At 69.9% G+C, this 23,052-nt stretch carries 18 protein-coding genes; 8 read left to right on the top strand and 10 right to left on the bottom strand.

What is annotated here, in order from left to right:
- Positions 1–34: 34 nt before the first annotated feature.
- The 4 genes from MOJ79_RS15010 to MOJ79_RS15025 form a co-directional block, all read right to left on the bottom strand.
- Entirely contained in the window at positions 35–1,309 is a 1,275-nt protein-coding gene (locus MOJ79_RS15010; protein ID WP_241924883.1) for an O-antigen ligase family protein, read from the bottom strand.
- Between the two features lie 173 nt (positions 1,310–1,482).
- Positions 1,483–2,661, bottom strand: a complete 1,179-nt coding sequence (locus tag MOJ79_RS15015; RefSeq protein WP_241924884.1) for a GumC family protein — start codon at positions 2,659–2,661, stop codon at positions 1,483–1,485.
- The gene (locus MOJ79_RS15020; RefSeq protein ID WP_241924885.1) at positions 2,658–5,150 is read right to left on the bottom strand and encodes a polysaccharide biosynthesis/export family protein; all 2,493 of its coding nucleotides are present in this window, start codon (positions 5,148–5,150) and stop codon (positions 2,658–2,660) included. Before MOJ79_RS15020 ends, MOJ79_RS15015 begins: the two co-directional genes overlap by 4 nt.
- Positions 5,151–5,275: 125 nt before the next feature.
- Positions 5,276–6,598: a capsule assembly Wzi family protein gene (locus MOJ79_RS15025; protein ID WP_241924886.1), complete on the bottom strand. Its 1,323-nt coding sequence runs from the start codon at positions 6,596–6,598 to the stop codon at positions 5,276–5,278.
- Positions 6,599–7,160: 562 nt separating this feature from the next.
- Here MOJ79_RS15025 and MOJ79_RS15030 point away from each other — a divergent pair.
- Positions 7,161–7,337 (top strand): hypothetical protein, encoded by a 177-nt coding sequence (locus tag MOJ79_RS15030; protein WP_241924887.1) that lies wholly within the window; start codon positions 7,161–7,163, stop codon positions 7,335–7,337.
- A 30-nt stretch (positions 7,338–7,367) separates the two neighbouring features.
- Here the strand turns inward: MOJ79_RS15030 and MOJ79_RS15035 are convergent, their stop codons facing one another.
- Positions 7,368–8,495 (bottom strand): 5-methyltetrahydropteroyltriglutamate--homocysteine S-methyltransferase, encoded by a 1,128-nt coding sequence (locus MOJ79_RS15035; RefSeq protein ID WP_241924888.1) that lies wholly within the window; start codon positions 8,493–8,495, stop codon positions 7,368–7,370.
- Positions 8,496–8,646: 151 nt separating this feature from the next.
- Between MOJ79_RS15035 and MOJ79_RS15040 the strand changes: the two genes are divergently transcribed.
- The 3 genes from MOJ79_RS15040 to MOJ79_RS15050 are packed head-to-tail and all read left to right on the top strand — an operon-like array spanning position 8,647 to position 11,470.
- Positions 8,647–9,417 (top strand): GntR family transcriptional regulator, encoded by a 771-nt coding sequence (locus MOJ79_RS15040; protein ID WP_442863132.1) that lies wholly within the window; start codon positions 8,647–8,649, stop codon positions 9,415–9,417.
- Positions 9,418–9,455: 38 nt separating this feature from the next.
- Positions 9,456–10,505, top strand: a complete 1,050-nt coding sequence (locus MOJ79_RS15045) for an aromatic ring-hydroxylating dioxygenase subunit alpha (protein ID WP_241924890.1) — start codon at positions 9,456–9,458, stop codon at positions 10,503–10,505.
- On the top strand, positions 10,502–11,470 hold the full coding sequence (locus MOJ79_RS15050) for a PDR/VanB family oxidoreductase (protein ID WP_241924891.1): 969 nt from the start codon (positions 10,502–10,504) through the stop codon (positions 11,468–11,470). Before MOJ79_RS15045 ends, MOJ79_RS15050 begins: the two co-directional genes overlap by 4 nt.
- A gap of 18 nt (positions 11,471–11,488) precedes the next feature.
- Here MOJ79_RS15050 and MOJ79_RS15055 read toward each other — a convergent pair whose 3' ends face one another.
- The 5 genes from MOJ79_RS15055 to MOJ79_RS15075 all read right to left on the bottom strand — a co-directional run bounded on the left by MOJ79_RS15055 (position 11,489) and on the right by MOJ79_RS15075 (position 16,541).
- Complete coding sequence (locus MOJ79_RS15055) at positions 11,489–12,004, bottom strand: glycine zipper 2TM domain-containing protein (RefSeq protein WP_241924892.1); 516 nt, start codon at positions 12,002–12,004, stop codon at positions 11,489–11,491.
- Between the two features lie 101 nt (positions 12,005–12,105).
- Positions 12,106–12,663 carry an HNH endonuclease gene (locus MOJ79_RS15060; protein ID WP_241924893.1) on the bottom strand — a complete coding sequence of 186 codons (558 nt, stop codon included), beginning with the start codon at positions 12,661–12,663 and terminating at the stop codon, positions 12,106–12,108.
- 168 nt (positions 12,664–12,831) lie between these two features.
- Positions 12,832–13,812: a ketopantoate reductase family protein gene (locus MOJ79_RS15065; RefSeq protein ID WP_241924894.1), complete on the bottom strand. Its 981-nt coding sequence runs from the start codon at positions 13,810–13,812 to the stop codon at positions 12,832–12,834.
- A gap of 93 nt (positions 13,813–13,905) precedes the next feature.
- Positions 13,906–16,068, bottom strand: a complete 2,163-nt coding sequence (locus tag MOJ79_RS15070; RefSeq protein ID WP_241924895.1) for a xanthine dehydrogenase family protein molybdopterin-binding subunit — start codon at positions 16,066–16,068, stop codon at positions 13,906–13,908.
- Positions 16,069–16,079: 11 nt separating this feature from the next.
- Complete coding sequence (locus MOJ79_RS15075) at positions 16,080–16,541, bottom strand: (2Fe-2S)-binding protein (protein ID WP_241924896.1); 462 nt, start codon at positions 16,539–16,541, stop codon at positions 16,080–16,082.
- A 301-nt stretch (positions 16,542–16,842) separates the two neighbouring features.
- Here MOJ79_RS15075 and MOJ79_RS15080 point away from each other — a divergent pair, with 301 nt between their 5' ends.
- From MOJ79_RS15080 to MOJ79_RS15095, 4 genes are read left to right on the top strand one after another with little or no spacing between them, the layout of a single operon-like run.
- Positions 16,843–17,535 carry a TetR/AcrR family transcriptional regulator gene (locus MOJ79_RS15080; protein WP_241924916.1) on the top strand — a complete coding sequence of 231 codons (693 nt, stop codon included), beginning with the start codon at positions 16,843–16,845 and terminating at the stop codon, positions 17,533–17,535.
- 50 nt (positions 17,536–17,585) lie between these two features.
- On the top strand, positions 17,586–19,376 hold the full coding sequence (locus MOJ79_RS15085) for an acyl-CoA dehydrogenase C-terminal domain-containing protein (RefSeq protein WP_241924897.1): 1,791 nt from the start codon (positions 17,586–17,588) through the stop codon (positions 19,374–19,376).
- A gap of 38 nt (positions 19,377–19,414) precedes the next feature.
- Positions 19,415–21,808, top strand: a complete 2,394-nt coding sequence (locus MOJ79_RS15090; protein ID WP_241924898.1) for a 3-hydroxyacyl-CoA dehydrogenase/enoyl-CoA hydratase family protein — start codon at positions 19,415–19,417, stop codon at positions 21,806–21,808.
- A 13-nt stretch (positions 21,809–21,821) separates the two neighbouring features.
- Positions 21,822–23,051, top strand: a complete 1,230-nt coding sequence (locus tag MOJ79_RS15095; RefSeq protein WP_241924899.1) for an acetyl-CoA C-acyltransferase — start codon at positions 21,822–21,824, stop codon at positions 23,049–23,051.
- Position 23,052: the final 1 nt, after the last annotated feature.

Genomic DNA, 23,052 nt, shown 5'->3' on the forward strand with positions numbered 1-23,052 from the left:
GCCGACAAGCGGCCTGCACACATGCCCACCGGGCTCAACAACCAGGGGAGCATTGTGAGTGTTGTGTTCCACACGAAATGACGAAGGACCCTTTTCGCTGTGCGACAGCCGCCAGAACCGCAACGAGTGTCGCCAGCAACAAATTGCACTGAACAAGCCTGAAAGCTGCTTGAAACATGAACCACCACAGCAGGCACGCGAGCGAGAGGAGCGTGGCGGCCAAGAGTCGGCGATCCGTAGATCGCCGTGCGATCCAGCCGCCTCGGAAGCCAGCGAAAACGAAGCCTCCATAGCTCAAAAAGCCCAGAAGACCGAGGTTCATCAACAGGTAGCCCACCACGTTGTGCATGTATCCAACAGAATCCACGCCGGCGTCCATGATGACATTCCAGTCTCCCAGAAATGTGATCTCCGCAGGGATTTGATGGCCCAGGCCCTTGCCCACGAGCGGTGACTGGCTGAACTGTGCCAGCGCGTAGCGCAGCTCAGCGGCTCGCGAACTCTCGCTGTGGTCGGTGTCAGAAAACCGCTGCAGCACAAGAGGGCCGAGCTCAGAGCTCATGAGTAGCCCCACTATGCCCGCCAAAAAAACCAGGAAGATAGCGATAGATCTCGACCTCAATCGCCTCGGTTGCAGAGTCACGTAGGCCAACCACAACCCGGCGACCGCTGTTATCTGCCCTCGGCTTACGGCGAGTAGCGGCATTATCGTGAAACCAATGGCCATGGGCCAACGAATCCACGGCGCGTGCGTCAGCGGACGAAAAAGGGTGACTGCCAGCCCAATCATGGCGTAGGGCAACTGAAACGCGGCCCAGGCTTCCGTCGCATGTGTGATGCGCTGCACCTCGCCGCTCAAAACTTGAGATACTGCGCCAACGCTGCTGACGAATGTATGCAGTAACCATACACCGGCCGATGCGCCGAGCACTCGAATGATCCATTCTGGATCTTCCCGGGCTAAGTCGTAAGCAGGGAAGAAGACGGCGAGGAACCAGAACGGTATCGTGCCACGCCACCAGAGGTTGAAATCGGTGTCAAAAAGAAATGCTGTGAACGCCGACAGTCCGACCCACATGAGAAAGCACATCAAGGATGCTGCAGCGAGCGAGCGTGGGACACGGCCAGACAGCATGCGGGCTGCAAACCACATCAGAAGCAGCAGTCCCGTCGTCCCCAAAAAAATGAATGCCCTCGGGTCCGTCAACTCCGGAACAGAGGGCATCAACGCAGCGCTGACACTGGCAATCAAAAACAGTACACGCATCACTCTAAAACCGCCGTCCGATCTCCGTTCCTCATTGGCCAAGCCAAGCGATGCGTGGGCTCCATGTCGTGTCCCCGATTGCGGGACCATTCGCCAGCGCCGCCGGGCTCGCGCGTCGCCATCGCGTCGCGCCTCCGCCGCAGCTCCTGGCGCTGCACAAGAGCTGTAGCGGCATCGCCGTACCTCAGGACGCCCGCAATACCGCACATGACGGATCAAGTGAGGCGTCGACCCAGCGCAGCGCTGATCGCAGCAAAGCGCTCCGCGCCGTCGGGCGTCGCCGCGGCGCGACGCCACGCCCGACGCACGAACACCGCAATCAGCAGCAAGAAGCCGGTGGCGAGGGTCGTGACGATTGCTACAAGAGCGCGCTTCGGCCGACTCTTGCGCTCCGGTGGCACTGCTGCGTCGACGACTTGGATCAGAGCGCCCTCGCGCGCTTCGTCCAGGCGCGCGATCTCGTACTGCTTGGCCATCAGTTCGAACAGCGTTTCCTGGTATTTGAAATCACGGTAGCGGGAGATGTAGTCCTGCGTCACACCGGCGGCCGACGCTTTCGGGTCGGACTGTTCGGCGCGGACCAACTGCGCGCGCAGAGCAGCGAGTTCCTGCTGCGCCTGGCGAAAATCGGGGCTCGTTTCCGCCAAGTAACCGCGCATTGCGGAAATCTGGACTTCCTTGGCGGTGACCGCAGCCTTCAGTTGCGCGACGCCTTCGGCTGCAGCGCGCGGTTCGGCCTTGAGCACGGACTCGCTGATGCCGACTGCGGCCAGCGCCTGCTGCGCACGCTTCAGTCCGTCGCGCGCCTGCTCGAGCTGTTTTTCGAAGAATGCACGGCGCTGCTGCGCTTCGGTGAGAGTGAGCCGCTTGACCAGCTCGCCCAGTTCTTCGACGTAGGCGTTGGCAATCCCTGCGGCGCGTGTTGGGTCTTCGTCCTCGACGTCGATCGTGATCAGCCCATCCCGGCCGGCACTGATTCTGGTGTTGCCTTCGAGCTCCTTGCGGGCGTCCTGCTGATATTGCTTGTCGTATACGCGTAGCAGGTCGAAGCGTTCGATCAATCGGTCGGCAACGCTGCGGCTCTTGAGCAGCGCGACGTACTGGTCGGCCGGATTCCTCAGGCCCGTCGCGGCGCCTGCAATGCCCGCCAGCGCGCCGAGCTGCTGCGCGACCATCGCGGCGGTCGACTGCTGTTGTTGCGGCGGCAGGATGCGCGTCGTGGCCGTGAAGATCGGGGTCATGACGAACGTGATACCCAGCGCCGCGAGGCCCGCAGCCAGCGGGCCGAAGACGAGCAGCTTCCAGTGCTCGGCCAGCACGACGAGCAGGTCGAGCAGGCTGATTTCGTCATCGCTGCCCTCGGCGGCGGTCGTGGTGGGCTCGTGCGCGCTCATTGCAGCACCTTGATCGCTGCCGCACCCAGACCCAGCTGGTAGATGATTTGCGTCCAGTCTTTCAAGCCACGCATGAACGCGGTGTAGCGGGTTTCGCGGTTCACCTTTTCCGGCACGACGATGGTGTCGCCCGGCAACAGCGCGAGGTCCAGCACGCCGTTGCCTCCGCCGAAGAGCCAGCCGCGGCGCTGCCGGTCGGCTGTGATGCTGCCGTCGGCGCGCAACACGAAGACGGCGTCTTCGTCGGCGCCTTCGGTCAGGCCGGCGCTCTTGAGATAGTCGCGCACGCGTTGGCCTTCGCGCCAGATGAATGCGTTGTCGTTGTAGACGGAGCCCACGACCTGCACAAAAGAAGGGCGCGCCGGCACGACGATGCGGTCCCCGTCTTCGAGCGGAATGTCGGGCAGTGCCGGCGCCGCCGGATCGAGCGCGAGCGCCACCCGTCCGGTGGGCTGGAGGTTGCGCAGGCGTTGCAGCCGCTCGCGTGCCAGGCGCTCTTCGAGCAGCAAGCGCTGCTGCTCGGCGGCGGCATCCTGTGCGTTTGCAGTCGTGAGGTTGGCCTGACGCGTGGCCAGTGCCGCCCCGACCTCTTCTTCGAGCCGACGCACCAGCTGTTCAAGGTTCTGCTGCTGTTGACGTCGCACGCCGACGCGTGTGAACTCGGTGCCGTACAGATAGGCCTCGCGCGTGGCCCCGCCGACGCGCGTCAGCAGTGAGGGCAGGGTTTCGCCGGGCAGGGCTTCGTAGATGCCGGGGGCGGTCACCTCGCCTTCGATGCGAACCAGCCGTGTTTGACGCTGCTGCGGTACGGCCAAGTCGCGTTTGCCGAGGATGGTGACGACATCGCCGGGCATCAGCTCCAGGTTGTGCGCTGGATCACCCTGCAGCACGGCGCGGCCGAGGTTGAACGGGATCAGCCGGGTGGTCAGCTCCCTGCGGTCGAGCCGCTCGATGACCGCGTAGTCCCAGTTCACTTCGTCGAGCAGGTTGCGCACATCGTTGCGCATGCTCTCGGCAGAGACCTCGGTGTCGCGGCCGGGCGGCTGCGTGAGCGCGTTCCTGCTGCGCATGCTCTCGGCAAAGACCTCGGTGTCGCGGCCGGGCGATTGCATGAGCGCATTCCTGCTGCGCATGCTCTCGGCAAAGACCTCGGCGTCGACGACGGCCGGCTGCACGAGGATGTTTTTGCGGCGGAAGTAGTCGCGGGTAATCAGCGCCTCCGGCTCCGGGATGAGGTCGCGAATGCGCATGCCGGGTCGGTGTGGATAGCGCAGCGGCTGCGCGACGTTGCCGCGCAGGGTCACTGCGTTGGCGAACTCCGGGCTGATCGCCAGCAGCGTGATCACGTCGCCATCGCGCAGTCGCCGCTGCAGCCCGGCAGTGTCGAGCGAGAACTCCTCGACGCGGCGCGGCACGGACTGCGCGGGTTCGATGCGCTCGAGCAATGCGCGCTGCGGCGCCGTGAGCACCGGTATCCCCCCCGACCACGACAGAAGATCGGCGATCGTGCCATCGGCATCGGTCAGTTCGTAGATCGCGGGTACTTTGGTGGCGCCCAGCAGCGCGACACGCGGCCCGGCCGAGGAGTAGACGATCACATCGCCAGGCAGCAGACGTTCGTCACGGCTGCGGTCCCCCTGGAGGATGAAGCGGTACAGATCGAAGTCCGCGACGACTTTGCTGTCGCGCACGAGCTGGATGCGGCGCATGCTGCCGTTCGCGTTGGGGCCGCCGCTCAGGAAGATCGCATTGACGAGGCTGGTCAGGCTGCTGACCGTGAACTTGCCCGGAGCCCGCGCCTGGCCAACCACATAGATGTCGATCGAACGCAACTGGCCGAGCGTGGCCGACAGCGTGAAGTTGCGGAAGCTGCGGCTGACTTCGCGCGTGAGGTACGGCTCGAGCTCCGCGACGCGCACCCCGGCGAGCTGCACCGGACCGACCTTCGGCAGCACGACTTGACCGTTACGGTCGACCGTGAGGCGAAGCTCAAAGTCGAGCACGCCGGTGGAGCGCACCAGCACCTCGTCGCCAGGGCCGATCACGTAGTTGGCCGGCACGGGCACGCCAGCCATCGGTGTGAAGGCCGGCGAAGTCTCGTCGAACAGGTTGGCTCCGAAGATCGGTGCCTTGACCCCGCTGGTGTCGGCGACGAAGCGTTGGAACGCGGTCGTTTCCAAGGGGGGCAACTTGCGTGTCGGCGGCATGGGCGTGGCGGCGTCGGCCACAGGAGCCGCTTGCGGCATCGCGCTGGGCATGCCTGGTGGGCGTTGCCACATCGCTGCATCAGGAACTTTCGGCGTGACCCCGGGTTGCGGCAAGGCATCGCTCGGCACCGACGATGCGGGGGTGGGGGCGGGTTGAGTCGGCTGCACGCCTTGCGCCGCTGCCGTGGCGGCAACGGCCGCCAAAACGGCACCCATCAGCCGCAGCGATTGCCGCGCGAGATCTTGCGCGGGGGCAGCCAGGCATTGCGCCAGATGCTTCATTGCTTGAATCCAACTGTTGGAGTCTCGGGGGTCTTGTGCGGGCCTTGTGGCGCGGTGACGGTACCGGCCGGTCGTGACCGTGGCCTGTCCAGCCGCCGCGCCTGCGGCACCCTCACACCTGGGGCTCACGGCAGCCGCACCTCGAGTGACAGGCCTGCGATGGTCTCGTCGATCGGGGTCGAAGCGGCCCATGTGTAATGACTGCGGCCCAGACGCACTTCGATGTGGGTGTCGCGACCCAGTGGTGCACGCAATCGCCATTCCAGACCGCGCAGCGGCGACTTGGCCGCGTACGGCAATCCGGCGACCGCGTAGGGGTTGGCACGACCGTTCAGCGCGGCCAGTGACAGCGACCAGCCGTTCCCGCTGAACGCGTGCAACGAGGCGACCGTGGCACGGATGTCGGTGCCCAGACTGAAGCCGAGCACGCGACCATCTTGGGTGTAACCCTGTTGGAAGATGAAGTGCCGGTATGCCGTTCCCGGGTATTCGTCCTTCAGCCCCGCCACGGTGTCAACGCGCTCGAGCACAGCCCGCCAGCGCCAGCCGCCGCCCTGGAACCATGTCTCGGCGCCGAAGAGCGTGAGGTACTTGGTGGGCAGATAGCCCGCCTCGTCCTCGCCGATCCACTGCGTATACAACGCGATCGGCGCGCCAAGGCCGGCCAGTGACACCCGTGCGTCGAATCCGCCGAGCTGGTTGCCGGGCTCGTTGTTCGTGCCGGTGTTGTCGCGGCCGGCCAAGGCATCCCACAGCGAGCCCAGCGAGTTGTCGCGGCCCCGGCCGCCCCACTGGATCGCGCGCGACGCGCCGACGGTCAGCCACGGCCGCGGTGCGGTTTCCACGCGCAGGCCGAACAGTTTGGGTGCGCGGGGCTCGGTGTGTCCCTGCAGCTGCCCGAGGAACACCTCGGCATCCCACGGGCCGAGCCAGGCGAGCCAGGGGGTTTCGAATGCGCGGGTCGCGTCGGCGCGCCGAAGCGACAACGCCGGCACCGGGCGCGCGTTGTCTCCCAGGATGAGGCTGCCTGCCCAGCCCGGTCCCCAGAAGCGCTCGACCGCGCCGGCGGTGACCAGGACGCCGTTCCAGATGAATCCGGCGTGACTGCCGTCGAGCTGCGTGCGTTGCTCGTCGCCCCATTCCTCGGTGTTGATGCGCAGAACGCCGAAAGCGTTGTCGCCGGCACTGGCGCAGACGGCTGCACTGACGCGCCAGTCGACCGGGGTGCCGTCGCCGAAGCCGAGCACGACACGCTCGCCATCGTGAGCCTGCAAGTCGAACGAGATGCGTGACGGGCAGGGTGACGTGGCGATGCCTGCCGCGCGTGCCGTTGCGGCCGTCACCGGCCACATCATGAGCGGCGCCGCGAGCCGACCGGCGTCACGTGCGCGCAGCAGCTGGTCGCGCAGAGCGACGTTGGGCGTGAACAGGCCGGGTTCGGCCGACATCGCTGGTGTTGCGACCAGGCCCAGTGCGGCAGCGACGCACAACGCAACGAGGTGGCGAGACGACTGCGCAACCATTGGAGATGTGTCCTTCCAGTGAGGTCGCCGCAATGCGGCCGGCAAGGCGCCGGAATATAGCTTGCGATCTGCGACTTATTGCCGTGTTGGAAGGTATTGCCGAGCGCCTGTAACTGCCGGCCGCGGGGCGCGTTACGGGCCTTACGGCGGCAACACCCCCTGTAAAGGCCGCACTGTCTACGCTCGGTTCCATGGTCCGAGGGCGCGGCTGCCACGGCGGTCCATCACGACAGTGGGGGTGGGTATGCGAGGAAGCGTTCTGAGAGCGAGCGTCAACACGTTGGCCGGCGCGCAGGCCCGTGCGCTGAGCCGGCTGGGGGTAGGGCTGCTTGCCGTGGTGGCCGCATGCGCCGTGGCAGACGCGAAAGCGTGTACCCGCCGAGCAGCCACCGAGATTGCTGCGTTCGGTTGCGAACCGTATGCCCGCGTCGTATGGATACCGGCCGCGACCCGTGGGTCTCTCGGCGGTACCCCCTTCGCGCTCGGCTTGGCGCGCCTGAACCGCACCGGCGTGCAGATGACGGGCCACGACCCCGATGAGGCAGCGGTGGTGCCGGTGGTGTCGCTGCGCCCGTCGCGGGAGGTGGGCATCGCGGTGATGCCGACGCTGCGCAACCGCGAGGTCGGCGCCGCGGTCATCGTGAGCCTGCGCGTGGGCCGCTGAGCGCGGCCCGACGCACGGGCCGGACGGGGCTCAGGTGCCCCACACCTCGCGCGCGACCTCGACGACGAGGGCCAGCTTGCGGCGCTGGTCCTCGACCGCGATCAGATTGCCGTGCACCGTGCTCGAGAAGCCGCACTGCGGGCTCAGGCACAGCTGGTCGAGCGGCGCGTACTTGGCCGCCTCGTCGATGCGGCGCTTGAGGTCGTCCTTGTTTTCGAGCCGGCCGAACTTGGTCGTCACGAGGCCGAGGACGACGATCTTGCCGGGCTTCAGGAAGCGCAGCGGGCGGAAGTCGCCCGAGCGCTCGTCGTCGTACTCCATGAAGTACGCGTCGAGGTTCATCTCCGACAGCAGCGCCTCGGCGACCGGCTCGTAGTTGCCTTCGGCGGCGTAGGTGCTCTTGAAGTTGCCGCGGCACAGGTGCATCGCCAGCGTCATGCCCGCGGGCTTGAGCGCGACGACCTTGTTGATGAACTGCGCGTAGCGGTGCGGCAGCTCGTTGGGGTCGTCGCCGCGCTGGCGCGCGGCCTCGCGCATCTTCTCGTCGCACAGGTAGGCGAGGTTGGTGTCGTCCATCTGCACGTAGCGGCAGCCGGCGTCGTACAGCGACTGCAGCTCCTCGCCGTAGGCCTTGGCGACGTCGTCGTAGAACACCGGGTCGAGCTCGGGGTAGGCGACGCGGTCGATGCCGGCGCGGCCGCCGCGGAAGTGCAGCATCGTCGGTGACGGGATCGTCACCTTCGGCGTGCAGCCGGGCGCGTGCTGCTCGACCTGGCTCTTCAGGTACTCGAAGTCGGCGCGCTGGATGTCCTTCACGTGGCGCACCTTGCCGGTGACCTTGATCACCGGCGGCGCGAGCTTGACCGAGCCGTCGGCCTGCTGCACCGACAGCGGGATCTCGGTGGCCACGCCGCCGAGCTGCTCGAGGAAGTCGATGTGGAAGTAGGTGCGGCGGAACTCGCCGTCGGTGATCGCCTGCATGCCGACGTCGCGCTGGAACTGCACGATCTCGGTGATCGCCTTGTCCTCGACGGCGCGCAGCTGCTCGGCCGTGATCTCGCCGCGGGCCTTCTTCTCGCGCGCCTCGAGCAGGTACGGCGGGCGCAGGAAGCTGCCCACGTGGTCGGCGCGGAACGGGGGCGTGGTGCGGGCGGTCATCGCGGTCTCTCCTCGGCGGGGTGGTACGGGGTGGTGGATCGGCCGGCGATGGTACCGCCGGCCGCTGGCGCGCCAATCCGCCTCGGGTTAACCCGGAGCCGGTCGCGGCCGTCGCGCAATTAGCATACAGGATGTATACAGTACGTATTCAATGATGGGTGCATCCACCGAAGCCGACGACGCCGCCGGCGTCTCGCAGACCGTCAAGGCGCAGCTGCGGCTGCGCGAGCTGATCGTCGGTGGCGAACTCGCGCCGGGGCAGCGCATCGCCGAGCTCGCGCTCGTCGAGCGCCTCGGCGTGTCGCGCACGCCGATCCGCGCCGCGCTGTCCAAGCTCAGCGAGGAGGGTCTGCTCGACGCGCTGCCCGGTGGCGGCTACGTCGTCAAGGACTTCAGCGAGGACGAAATCCACGACGCGATCGAGCTGCGCGGCACGCTCGAGGGGCTGGCGGCGCGGCTGGCCGCCGAGCGCGGCGCCGCATCGGTGCTGCTGGCCGAGGCGCGCGAGTGCCTCGACGGCATCGACGAGGTGCTCGCGGCGCCCGCCCTCGACGAGGCCGCGTTCAGCGCCTACGCCGAGCTCAACGCGCGCTGGCACGACCTGCTCGCCGAGATGGCCGGCAGCGAGCTCGTGCGCCGGCAGCTCGAGCGCGTGAAGACGCTGCCGTTCGCGTCGCCCAACGGCTTCGTGCGCGTCGGCGGCGACCAGCCGCGCTCGCGCGACTCGCTGCTCGTCGCGCAGGCGCAGCACCGCGCCGTGATCGACGCGATCGCGCGCCGCGAGGGCGCGCGCGCCGAGGCGCTGATGCGCGAGCACGCGCGCATCGCGCAGCAGAACCTGCGCGATGCGCTGCAAAGCCACCGCACGCTGCACCGCATCCCCGGCGCCAGCCTGCTGCGCCGCCGCGCCGCGGCGCGCTGAGCGTCACCCCCGACCCTGCCCCCGAAAGGATCCACGCCATGTTCCCGAAGAACGCCTGGTACGTCGCCTGCATGCCCCACGAGATCGACGACAAGCCGCTGGGGCGCACCGTGTGCAACGAGCGCATGGTCTTCTTCCGCGGCCCCGAGGGGCAGGCTGCGGCGCTCGAGGACTGGTGCCCGCACCGCGGCGCGCCGCTGTCGCTCGGCCGCGTCGTCGAGGGCAAGCTCGTGTGCGGCTACCACGGCCTCGAGATGGGCTGCGACGGCAAGACGGTCGCGATGCCCGGCCAGCGCGTGCGCGGCTTCCCGCCGATCCGGCACTTCCCGGTGATCGAGCGGTACGGCTTCGTGTGGGTCTGGCCCGGCGATGCGAGCCGCGCCGACCCCGCGCGGCTGCCGCACCTCGCGTGGGCCGAAGACCCCGCCTGGACCTATGGCGGCGGCATGTACCACGTGCGCTGCGACTACCGGCTGATGATCGACAACCTGATGGACCTGACGCACGAGAAGTACGTGCACGCCACCAGCATCGGCCAGAAGGAGCTCGACGAGGTCGTGCCGCAGACGACGACCGAGGGCGACGTCGTCATCACCAAGCGCGAGATGCCCGGCGTCAAGGCGCCGCCGTTCTGGCAGGCCGCGATGCGCGGCAACGGTCACGATCCCGAGGCCACCGTCGACCGCTGGCAGCGCTGCCGCTTCGTGCCGCCGTCGAACGTGTTCATCGACGTCGGCGTCGCGCTCGCCGGCCACGGCGGCTTCGAGGCGCCCGCCGAGGTCAAGACCTCGGGCATCGTCGTCGACCTGATCACCCCCGAGACCGAGACCACGATGTGGTATTTCTGGGGCCTGGCGCGCAACTTCCGCCCCGCCGACAAGGCGCTGACGGCGTCGATCCGCGAGGCCCAGGGCAATGTGTTCCAAGAAGACCTCGAGATGCTCGAGTCGCAGCAGCGCAACCTGTCGGCGCAGCCGCAGCGCAAGCTGCTGTCGCTCAACACCGACCTCGGCGGCGTGCAGGCGCGACGCATCATCGAGCGGCTCGTCGCGGCCGAGCGCGATGCCGCAACGCCGGTGGCGGCATGAGTGCGTCGGTCGCGCTGCAGGTGCGCGTCGCGCGCAAGGCCGTCGAGGCGCTCGACATCTGCACCTTCGAGCTCGTCGCCGCCGACGGCGGTGCGCTGCCGCCGTTTTCGGCCGGATCGCACATCGACGTGCAGGTGCCCGGCGGGTTCACGCGCCAGTACTCGCTGTGCAACGCACCCGGCGAGAGCCACCGCTACCTGATCGGCGTGCTGAAGGACCCGGCCTCGCGCGGCGGGTCGGTCGCGATGCACGAGCGCGTCCACGAGGGCGACGTGCTGACCGTCAGCGCGCCGAAGAACCACTTCCCGCTCGCGCACGAGGCGCGCCGCAGCCTGCTGCTGGCCGGCGGCATCGGCGTCACGCCGATCCTGTGCATGGCCGAGCGGCTCGCCGCCACCGGCGCCGACTTCGAGATGCACTACTGCACGCGCTCGCGCGCGCGCACCGCGTTCCACGACCGCATCCGCGGCAGCGCGTTCGCGCAGCGCGTGCAGTTCCACTTCGACGACGGCGAGCCCAGACAGAAGCTCGACATCGCCGCGCTGCTGGCCGCCCCGCAGCCCGGCACGCACCTGTACGTCTGCGGGCCCAAGGGCTTCATGGACGCCGTGCTCGGCACCGCACGCGCGCGCGGCTGGCCCGAGGCGCAGCTGCACTACGAGTTCTTCGCCGCCGACGCCGCACCCGCCGAGGGCGACACCGCGTTCGAGGTGCAGCTCGCGAGTTCGGGGCGCGTCGTCGTCGTGCCGAAAGACCAGACGGTGGTGCAGGCGCTGGCCGCCGCCGGCATCGAGGTGCCGACCTCGTGCGAGCAGGGCGTGTGCGGCACCTGCCTGACGCGCGTGCTCGAGGGCACGCCCGACCATCGGGACCTGTACCTCACGCCCGAGGAGCAGGCCGCCAACGACCAGTTCACGCCGTGCTGCTCGCGCGCGAAGTCGGCGCGGCTGGTGCTCGACCTGTAGCGAGCCGCCGGGCGGCGGTCAGGGGCGCGCGCCCGGCGCGTAGACCGGCTCGGGCTTGGCCGCCGTCGGCACGGTGCCCGGCGGCGCCTTCGTCACGCGTGTCCTGCCGCCCGAGGTGACGAGGATCACCGCGTCGCCGGGGCGGAGCTGCTCGTCGCCCTTGGCCTGCACGATCGCGCGTCGCTCGCCGCTGGGCAGCTGCACGATCAGCTCGACGGCCTGCTCGCGCGTCGACGCGCGCTCGATCGTGTTGCCGACGACGGCGCCGGCCACCGCGCCGACGACGCCCAGCGCGATCGACTCGGCGCTGCGGCTGCTCGCCGAGCTCGCCAGCACGCCGCCGACGACGCCGCCGGCGGCCGCGCCGGTGCCGCTTTGCGAGCCGTCGACGACGACGTCGCGCACCGACAGCACCGTCGCGTCCTGCACGGTCGACAGGCGCTGCGCGTCGCCGCGCTGCACGACGTCGGGGCTGGTGGTGGAGCAGGCGGCGAGGGCGCCGGCCAGGGCCAGCGCGAGCAGGGTGCGGGTCATCGGGGTCTCCGGGGTGGTGCCATCACAACGCGGCGGCACGCCCGATTGTTGACCAGCGCAGGCCGGTCGCGGTTCCGCGGCGCCCGCTCGGGACGCGCGGCTCAGCCGTGCAGCCGGCTCGAGCGCGGCACGCCGGCGAGCAGGAATTCCATCTGGTCGGCGAGGATGCGCCGCCCGCGCAGGATCATGTCCTCGTGCAGGCTGGGCACGTACGGCAGGTACAGCAGGCTCATGCGCGCCTCCTCGGGCAGCCGGTTGCCCTTGCGGCCATTGCACGCCTTGCACGCCGTGATGCAGTTCATCCAGCTGTCGTCGCCACCGCGCGACGTCGGCACGATGTGCTCGCGCGTCAGCTCGTCGAACGCGAAGCGCCCACCGCAGTAGGCGCACACGTGCCGGTCGCGCGCGAACAGCTTCGGGTTCGACAGCGCCGGCGTCTGGCGCCACGCGCGGCTCGGGATCGCGCCGCGCACCGCGATGATCGGGTGCACCTCGATGCGCGACTGCCGCCCCGTCGTGCGCTGGATGCCGCCGCGCAGCACGTGGACGGCGTCGCCGAGCGTCCACGCGACGCCGTCGCTGGCGTAGATGACCGCGGCCTCGCGGGCCGATATCCAGGCCTGGGGCCGGCCTGACACGTCGAGCTGCAACACGTCCAAGACAACCACCTCCGACAGCGCCGCAACCGCAGGAAACATGCCGGCCACGGGCCAATCGGAGATTAAACAATCCACGCATCCTGCTCAATAGCCAGTGCGTGAACCCACTGCGGGTGCGGCGGGCTGGCGACAGCAGTGCGGACGCACACTGCGGCCGTCATCACGCTGTCATGCCGGCAGCAGGCCGCGCGTGCGCGCCATCAGCCGCGTCAGCCCGAGCAGCGTGTCGACGTGCGGCGTGGCCACGCCGACGCGCTGTCCGATCTCGCGCACCGCGCCGACGAGCGCGTCGAGCTCGAGCGGCCGACCGGCTTCGGCGTCCTGCAGCATCGAGGTCTTGAACGCGCCGAGCTGGCGCGTCAGCGCCATCCGCTCGTCGGCACCCTGCGCAATCGGGCAGCCGATGCGCGCGCCGATCGCCGCCGCCTCGTCCATCGCGCGCGCCATGAAGGCGCGCACCAGGTCGTCGTCGAGGATGCGGTCGCAGGTGGCCCCGGTCAGCGCCGAGACCGGGTTCATCGTCATGTTGCCCCACAGCTTGTACCAGACGTCGCGGCGCACGTCGGTGCTCGTCTCGACCTCGAAGCCGCCGCTGGCCAGCAGCGCCGCGACGCGCTGCACGCGCTCGCTTGCGCCGCCGCGCGGCTCGCCGACGATCAGCCGCAGCCCGTTGTGGTGCCTGACGTGCCCGGGCGCCGGGCAGCTGCAGCTGACGTGCACGACGGCGCCGAGCACGTCGTCGAGTGCGATCGCGTCGGCGATGCGCCCGCCGGGGTCGACGCTTTGCAGCGGGCGCGCGTCGGGCTGCGGCGCGGTCTTCAGGAACCACCACGGCACGCCGTTCATCATCGGCAGCACGAGCGGCCGGTGTGCCAGCAGCGGCGCCAGCGTATCGAGGCCGGCGACCAGCGCCGGGCCCTTCAGCGCGACGACGACGAGGTCGGCCGGGGCGAGGGACTCGGCGCGGTCGCTCGCGGTGATCGCGTGATGCGTCGTCGTGCCGTCGCGGTGCGCGAGCGCGAGGCCGCGCGCGCGCACCGCCGCCAGCGTCGCGCCGCGCGCGAGCGCCTGCACGTCGTGCCCGGCGGCGAGCAGCCGCGCCGCGACGAAGCCGCCGATCGCCCCGAGCCCGACCACCGTGACCTTCATGCCTCGCCCTCCCGTCGATCGCGCGATGGTAGGCCCACGAAGCGACACGGCCCGCCCCGGGCGGGGCGGGCCGTGTGCCGCGGCGACGTGCCGTCAGGCCACCGTCGCCGGGAACGGCAGCGTGCGCAGCCGCTTGCCGGTCAGCCTGGCGATGGCGTCGGCCATCGCCGGTGCGACCGGCGGCAGGCCGACCTCGCCGATGCCGCCGGGGTAGTGATCGGTCGGCATCACCTTGACCTCGACCTCGGGTGTGGCGTTGGCGCGCAGCAACGGGTAGGTGTCGAGGTTCTTCTGCTGCGGCTCGCCGCCCTTGTAGGTCAGCTTCTCGCCGAGCGCGGCCGACATCCCGAACAGCGCGCTGCCCTCGATCTGGGTCTGGATGTTGCGCGGCGTCAGCGCGTGCCCGCAGTCGACCGCGGCCCAGATCTTGTGCACCACCGGCTTGCCCTGGTCGAGCGACAGCTCGACGACCATGCCGATGAAGCTGTTCCACGTGTCGGAGAACGCCATGCCGAGCGCGCGGCCGGCCGGGCGCGGCTCGCTCCAGCGCGACATCGCCGCGACTTCGCGCAGCACCGCCTGCCCGCGCGGCGACTTGGCCAGCAGCTCCAGCCGCGCCTGCAGCGGGTCGCGGTGGTAGGCGGTGGCGATTTCGTCGATCAGCGTCTCGAGCGCGAACTTCAGGTAGCCGGGGCCGACGCCGCGCCAGAAGCTGCACGCGATGCCGCGGTCCTCGAGGCACTGCTGCACGAGATGGCTGCCGAAGTCGTAGACGCCCTCGGAGCCTTCCATCACCGGCACGTCCTTGCTGCCGCCGGCCTTGAACGGGCCGGGCAGCACGCGGCCGTAGATCTGCTCGGCGGTCACGCGGTGCTGCAGCCCGACGATGCGGCCCTGCGCGTCGACGCCGGCGATCAGGTGCTGCGCCGTCATCGGCCGCGGCTTCGAGCGGTGCATGTCGTCTTCGCGCGTCCAGATCAGCTGCACCGGCACGCCGGGCACCGCCTTGGCGATCAGCGCCGCGTCGACGGCGTACTCGGCCTCGACGCGGCGGCCGTAGCCGCCGCCGAGCAGCGTGATGTTCACCTTGACGTTTTCCGGCTTGAAGCCGCCGGCCGCGGCGACGCCGCCGACGACGAAGCCCACCGTCTGCGACGGCACCCACAGCTCGATGCGCTCGCCGTCGACCTTGGCCGTGCAGTTCATCGGCTCCATCGTGAACTGCGCGACGTGCTCGCTCGTGTAGGTGGCCTTGAACGTGCGCGCGGCGCCGGCGATGGCCTGCGGCGCGTCGCCGTGCTGGTGCCAGGTGACGCCGGCGTCGGCGAGGTTCTCGGCGCGCGCGACGAACTCCTTCATCGCGGCGTCGGAGTCGTACGCGCGGGCCTTGGCGCTGCGCGTCCACGTGACCTTCAGCAGCTCGCGCGCCTTGCGCGCAGTGTGGAACGAGTCGGCGACCACCGCGACGCCGGTGGGCAGCGTCACCACCGCCTTGACGCCGGGCACCGCCCTGGCCGCCGCGTCGTCGACGCTCTCGGCGCGTTCGCCCTGCACCGGTGCCGGCAGCAGCGACGCGTACAGCATCCCCGGCAGGCGCACGTCGATGCCGTAGACGGCGGTGCCGTTGGTCTTGGCCTCGACGTCGACGCGCGGCAGGTCCTTGCCGATGATCCTGAACTGCGCCATCGGCTTGAGCATCGTCTTGTCGACCTTCGGCAGCTCGGCCGGCGCGGTGGCCGTCTTCGCCAGCTCGCCGTAGGTCACGCGCCGGCCGCTGGGCACGTGGACGACGGTGCTGTTCTCGGCGCGCAGCTCGGCCACCGGTACGCCCCACGCGCTGGCCGCGGCGCCGAGCATCACGAGCCTGCCCTGCAAGCCCGCGAGGCGCAGCGGCTCGTAGTAGCCCTGCACGGTGCGCGACGCGCCGGTGGTCAGCCCGCCGCCGAAGCGCGGGTTGCCGAACAGGCGCGGGTTCGGCGGCGCCTGCACGACGCGCACCTTGTTCCAGTCGAGCTCCATCTCCTCGGCGAACACCATCGGGATCGCCGTCATCGTCCCCTGGCCCATCTCGGAGGCGGGCGAGTAGATCGTCGCCGTGTTGTCGGCCGCGATCGTGACCCACGCCACCGGCGAGAAGCCGGCGCCTTGCGCGTGCGCCTGCGGCAGGCGGTCGAACGCGAGACCCACCGTGACGGCGCCACTGCCGACGAGGAAGCTGCGGCGCGACAGCGCGCCGGGTCGAGCGGTTGCATGCATCGTCGCCTCCTTCACGCGAGCGTCTTCTGCGCGCGCACGACGGCGGCGGCGATCTGGTTGTAGGTGCCGCAGCGGCACACGTTGCCGGCCATCTGCGCGAGCACCTGCTCGCGCGACAGCGGCGCGCGCGCGTCCTTCAGCACCGCGGCGGCGGTCATCATCTGGCCCGACTGGCAGTAGCCGCACTGCGGCGCCTGCTCGGCGATCCACGCGGCGGCCAGCGCCTGGCCCTCGCGCGAGCGCGCCAGGCCCTCGATCGTCGTCACCTGCGCACCGGCCACCGCCGACACCGGCGTCACGCAGGAGCGCGCCGGTGCGCCGTTGATGTGCACGGTGCACGCGCCGCACTGCGCGACGCCGCAGCCGTACTTCGTGCCGGTCAGTTGCAGGTCCTCGCGCAGCACCCACAGCAGCGGCTTGTCGCCCGCGGCGTCGGTGCTCACGGGCTGGCCGTTGAGCGTGAATCGGATCATGGGGTCTCCAGCGGTTGTACACAGCCGCGTGGCCGTGCGGGGTCGCCTGTATATCGTCGGCGCGTGGGGTTTTTGTGGGCGGCGGCGCAGAAAACTTGCGCGCCGCCCGGGTTCAGTTCGGGTTCTCCCGTAGGCCGCAGGGCCGGGCGCGTGCGGCGCGACCGCCCAGTAGACACCGGCGCCTAGAAATTCCGCCCGGGGCCGTGCGCGCAGCCGGCGGGCTGCCTCAAAATAGAACGATCGTTCGTTCGATTTGCGTATCCCCGTGAGCACCAAGCCCGCCGACGACGCCGACGCCGCCATCGAGGCCGCGGCCGGCGCGCGCGCGGGCGCACGCGCGGGGCGCGGTGCCCTGCACAAGGGGCAGCTCACGCGCGCGGCGATCCTCGACGCCGCGCTCGCGCTGGCGTCGCAGATGGGGCTCGAGGGGCTGTCGATCGGCGCGCTCGCCGAGGTCATGCAGATGAGCAAGTCGGGGGTGTTCGCCCACTTCGGCTCGCGCGAGGAACTGCAGATCTCGGTGATCCGCGAGTACCACCGCCGTTTCGAGGACGAGGTGTTCTTCCCGGCGATCCGCGAGCCGCGCGGGCTGCCGCGGCTGGCGGCGCTGTTCGAGCGCTGGGTGCGGCGCGTGTCGCGTGAGATCGACTCGGGCTGCATCTACATCAGCGGCGCCGTCGAGTTCGACGACCGCCCCGGGCCCGTGCGCGACGCGCTCGCGGCGATGGTGCAGGCCTGGCACGCGGCGCTGGAACGGGCGATCCGCATCGCGATCGAAGAGGGCCACCTGAAGCCCGACACCGACGCGCAGCAGATGCTGTTCGAGATCCACGGCCTGATCCTCGCGCTGCACCACGACGCGCGCTTCCTGCGCGTGCCCGGTGCGCTCGACCGCGCGCGCGCCGGTTTCGCGCGCATCGTCGCGCAGCACGCCACCGCGAAGGGCCGCCGCGTCCAGGGCGCGCGCGCCGACACGCTCGCCACGCCGTCCTGACCCCCATTCCGCTTTCCGTCCCGTGTCCACCTTTGCAGGAGCCGTCTGACATGCCGACTTACACCCCCCCGCTGCGCGACATGCAGTTCGTGATGCACGAGCTGCTGCACGCGGTCGACGAGCTGAAGTCGATCCCGCGCCACGCCGACGTCGACGCCGACACCCTCAACGCCGTCGTCGAGGAGGCCGGCAAGTTCGCGGCCAAGGTGCTCGCGCCGCTGAACCCGGTCGGCGACCGCGAGGGCTGCACGCTCGACAAGGCCACGCACGAGGTGCGCACGCCCACCGGCTTCAAGGACGCCTACGCGCAGTACGTCGCCGGCGGCTGGCCTGCGCTGTCGTGCGAGCCCGAGTACGGCGGCCAGGGCCTGCCGCTGCTGCTCAACCAGTGCCTGTACGAGATGCTCAACAGCGCCAACCAGGCGTGGACGATGTACCCCGGCCTCGCGCACGGCGCCTACGAGTGCCTGCTCGCGCACGGCACGCCCGAGCAGAAGCGGCTGTACCTGCCGAAGATCGTCAGCGGCGAGTGGGCCGGCACGATGTGCCTGACCGAGCCGCACTGCGGCACCGACCTCGGCCTGCTGCGCACCAAGGCCGAGCCGCAGCCCGACGGCACCTACAAGCTCACCGGGCAGAAGATCTTCATCAGTGGCGGCGAGCACGACCTGGCCGAGAACATCGTGCACCTGGTGCTCGCGCGCCTGCCCGACGCGCCGCCGGGCAGCAAGGGCATCAGCCTGTTCGTCGTCTCGAAGTACCTCGTCGGCCCCGACGGCCAGCTCGGCGCGCGCAACCCGATCTACTGCACCGGGCTCGAGCACAAGATGGGCATCCACGGCAGCTCGACGTGCCAGATGACGCTCGACGGGGCGGTCGGCACGCTGGTCGGCGAGCCGCACCGCGGCCTGGCCGCGATGTTCGTGATGATGAACGCCGCGCGCCTGGGCGTGGGCAACCAGTCGCTCGGGCTGACCGAGGTCGCGTACCAGAACGCGGTGGCGTACGCGAAGGAGCGCCGCCAGATGCGCGCGCTGTCGGGCCCGAAGGAGCCCGACCAGCCGGCCGACCGCATCATCGTCCACCCCGACGTGCGCAAGATGCTGCTGACCGCACGCGCCTACGCCGAGGGCGGGCGCGCGCTCGCGATGCACACGGCGCTGCTGATCGACAAGGAGCTGCACCACCCCGACCCCGAGGTGCGCCAGGCCTGCGCCGACGAAGTCGCGCTGCTGACGCCGATCATCAAGGCCTTCTTCACCGACAACGGCTGGATCGCGACGTCGCACTGCCTGCAGGTCTTCGGCGGCCACGGCTACATCGCCGAGTGGGGCATGGAGCAGTTCGTGCGCGACTCGCGCATCAACATGATCTACGAAGGCACGAACACGGTGCAGGCGCTCGACCTGCTCGGGCGCAAGGTGCTCGCCGACAACGGCAAGAAGCTCAAGGCCTTCGGCCGTCGCATCGCCGAGTTCATCGAGGAGCACGGCGTCGACGAGAAGATGCAGGAGTTCGTCAACCCGCTGGCCGACCTCGGCGACAAGGTCACCAAGCTGACGACCGAGATCGGCTTCAAGGCGATGAAGAACCCCGACGAGGTCGGCGCCGCCGCCGTCGACTACCTGCGCGTGTGCGGTCACCTCGTGTTCGCGTACTTCTGGGCGCGCATGGCCAGGATCGCGCTCGACAAGCAGGGCAGCGGCGACCCGTTCTACACCGCCAAGCTGCACACCGCGCGCTTCTACTTCGCCAAGCTGCTGCCCGAGACCGCCGGGCTGATCCGCAGCGCGCGCGCCGGCCTCGAGCCGCTCGTGGCGATGGACGAGGCACTGTTCTGAACGCCGCCCCCGCAACGACCCCGCAAGGAGCCCACCCGATGGAACGATTCAATGTGCGCAAGGTGGCCGTGCTCGGCGCCGGCGTGATGGGCGCGCAGATCGCCGCCCACCTCGTCAACGTGCGCGTGCCCGTCGTGCTGTTCGACCTGCCCGCCAAGGACGGCCCGAAGAACGGCATCGTCACGAAGGCGATCGACGGCCTGAAGAAGCTCAAGCCCGCGCCGCTGGGCGTGGCCGACGACGCCGTCCACATCGAGGCCGCGAACTACGAGGAGCACCTCGACAAGCTGCGCGGCTGCGACCTGGTGATCGAGGCGATCGCCGAGCGGATGGACTGGAAGCTCGACCTGTACCGCAAGGTCGCGCCGTTCGTCGCGCCGCACGCGATCGTCGCGAGCAACACCTCGGGCCTGTCGATCACGAAGCTCGCCGACGCGCTGCCCGACGAGATCCGCCCGCGCTTTTGCGGCGTGCACTTCTTCAACCCGCCGCGCTACATGTCGCTCGTCGAGCTGATCCCGACGCCGGTCACGCGCGCCGACGTGCTCGCGCAGCTCGAGACCTTCTGCACGACGACGCTCGGCAAGGGCGTCGTGCACGCGAAGGACACGCCGAACTTCATCGCGAACCGCGTCGGCATCGCCGGCATGCTCGCGACGATGATCGAGGCCGGCAAGTTCGGCCTGACGGTCGACGTCGTCGACGACCTGACCGGCAAGAAGCTCGGCCGCGCGTCGAGCGGCACGTTCCGCACCGCCGACGTCGTCGGTCTGGACACGATGGCGCACGTGATCAAGACGATGCAGGACAACCTGCAGGGCGATCCGTTCTACGCCACCTACGCGACGCCGCCGGTGCTCGCGCGACTGATCGAGCAGGGCGCGCTCGGCCAGAAGAGCGGCGCCGGGTTCTACAAGAAGGTCGGCAAGGACATCCTGCGCCTCGACGCGGCCAGCGGCGAGTACGTGGCTGCCGGCGCGAAGGCCGACGCGATCGTCGAGCGCATGCTCAAGAAGCCCGCCCCCGAGCGGCTGAAGCTGCTGCGCGAGAGCAGCAACCCGCAGGCGCAGTTCGTGTGGGCGATCCTGCGCGACTCGTTCCACTACTGCGCGGTGCACCTGGCCGAGATCGCCGACACCGCGCGCCACGTCGACTTCGCGATGCGCCGCGGCTTCGGCATGCAGCAGGGGCCGTTCGAGCTGTGGCAGGCCGCCGGCTGGACGCAGGTCGCGCAGTGGGTCAAGGAGGACATCGATGCGGGCAAGGCACTCAGCAACGCGCCGCTGCCCGACTGGGTGTTCGACGGCCCGGTGGCCGAGCGCGGCGGCGTGCACACGCCCGAGGGCTCGTGGAGCGCCGCCGAGCGCCGCTTCGTGCCGCTGGCGACGCTGCCGGTCTACGGCCGCCAGCTGTTCCCCGAGACGCTCGTCGGCTGGGCGCCGAACGACCCGCTGAAGGCCGGCGTCGAGGAGTTCCGCAACGACGAGATCCGCGTCTGGACGCTCGACGGGCAGGTGCTGATCGCGTCGATCACGGCCAAGCTGCACCTGATCAGCCCGGCCGTCACCGAGGGGCTGCTCAAGGCGGTCGAGATCGCCGAGGCCAGGTACCAGGGCCTCGTGATCTGGTCGCCCGACGACGTGTTCTCGGCCGGCGCGAACCTCGAGTCGCTGATGCCGGTGTTCATGAAGCTCGGTGCCAAGGGCATCGCGCCCGAGGAGAAGAAGCTGCAGGACATGATGCTGCGCATCCGCTACGCGCAGGTGCCGGTCGTCGCGGCGATGCGCGGGCTGGCGCTGGGTGGCGGCTGCGAGCTGGCGGTGCACTGCGCGCGGCGCGTCGCGCACCTGGAGACCTACGTCGGGCTGGTCGAGGTCGGCGTCGGGCTGATCCCCGGCGGCGGCGGGCTGGCCTACATCGCGCGGCGCGCCGCCGAGCAGGCCGCCGCCGCGCCGGGCACCGACCTGCTCGCGTTCCTGCGCGAGGGCTATCTGGCCGCGGCGATGGCCAAGGTCGGCACCAGCGCGCTCGAGAGCCGCAAGCTCGGCTACCTGCTCGACGGCGACATCGTCGTGCCGCACAAGGACGAGCTGCTGCACGTCGCGATCGGGCAGGTCAAGGCGATGGCCGACGCCGGCTGGCGGCCGCCGATGAAGACGCTGTTCCCGGTCGCGGGCCGCTCGGCGAAGGCGACGATCCAGGCGCAGCTCGTCGCGATGCGCGACGGCGGGCAGATCAGCGCACACGACTACCACCTCGGCACGCTGATCGCCGACGTCGTGTGCGGTGGCGACGTCGACGCCGGGACGCTGGTCAGCGAGGAGTACCTGATGACGCTCGAGCGCAAGCACTTCTGCGCGCTGCTCGACCACCCGAAGACGCAGGAACGCATCATGGGCATGCTGCAGACCGGCAAACCCGTTCGGAACTGAAGGAGCGACGAAGATGAGCAAGCAGATCCAGGACGCCTACATCGTCGCCGCCACGCGCACGCCGATCGGCAAGGCGGGCCGCGGCTACTTTCGCGCGACGCGCCCCGACGACCTGCTCGTCGCGGCGATCCAGGGCGCGCTGAAGCAGGTGCCCGGCCTCGACCCGAAGGCGATCGAGGACGCCGTCGTCGGCTGCGCGATGCCCGAAGGCGAGCAGGGCCTCAACGTCGCGCGCGTCGCGGCGCTGCTGGCCGGGCTGCCGAACTCGGTGGGCGGCGTCACCGTCAACCGCTTCTGCGCCTCGGGGCTGACGGCGGTGCAGATGGCCGCCGACCGCATCCGCGTCGGCGAGGCCGACGTGATGATCGCCGGCGGCGTCGAGAGCATGAGCATGGTGCCGATGAGCGGCAACAAGCCGTCGTTCAACCCGGCCGTGTTCGCGAAGGACGAGAACGTCGGCATCGCCTACGGCATGGGGCTCACGGCCGAGAAGGTCGCGCTGCAGTGGAAGGTCAGCCGCGAGCGGCAGGACGCGTTCGCGCTCGAGTCGCACCGGCGCGCGATCGCGGCGCAGCAGGCCGGCGAGTTCGCCGACGAGATCACGCCGGTCGACGTCGTCACGCGCCGTCCGAACCTCGACACCGGCGAGGTCGATGTCTCGACGCGTACCGTCACGCTCGACGAAGGCCCGCGCGCCGACACGACGCTCGAGGCGCTGGCCAAGCTCAAGCCCGTGTTCGCGTCGCCGAAGGACCCCACCGGCAAGCCCACCGGCATGGGCAGCGTGACGGCGGGCAACAGCTCGCAGACCAGTGACGGCGCCGGCTGCCTGATCCTCGCGAGCGAGGCGGCCATCAAGCGCTTCGACCTCAAGCCGCTGGCGCGCTTCGTCAGCTTCGCCGCGCGCGGGGTGCCGCCCGAGATCATGGGCATCGGCCCGATCGAGGCGATCCCGGCGGCGCTGAAAGCCGCCGGGCTCAAGCTCGACGACCTCGGGTGGATCGAGCTCAACGAGGCGTTCGCGGCGCAGTCGCTCGCGGTGATCGACAGCGTCGGGCTGAACCCGGCGGTGGTCAACCCGATGGGCGGCGCGATCGCGCTGGGCCACCCGCTCGGCGCCACCGGTGCGATCCGCGCCGCCACCGTCGTGCACGCGCTGCGCCGGAAGAACCTGAAGTACGGCATGGTGACGATGTGCGTCGGCACCGGGCAGGGCGCGGCCGGCATCTTCGAGCGCGTGTAGA

Origin of the sequence: Calidifontimicrobium sp. SYSU G02091, from assembly GCF_022631395.1 — a bacterium.
Taxonomy (GTDB): Bacteria; Pseudomonadota; Gammaproteobacteria; order Burkholderiales; family Burkholderiaceae_C; genus Calidifontimicrobium; species Calidifontimicrobium sediminis.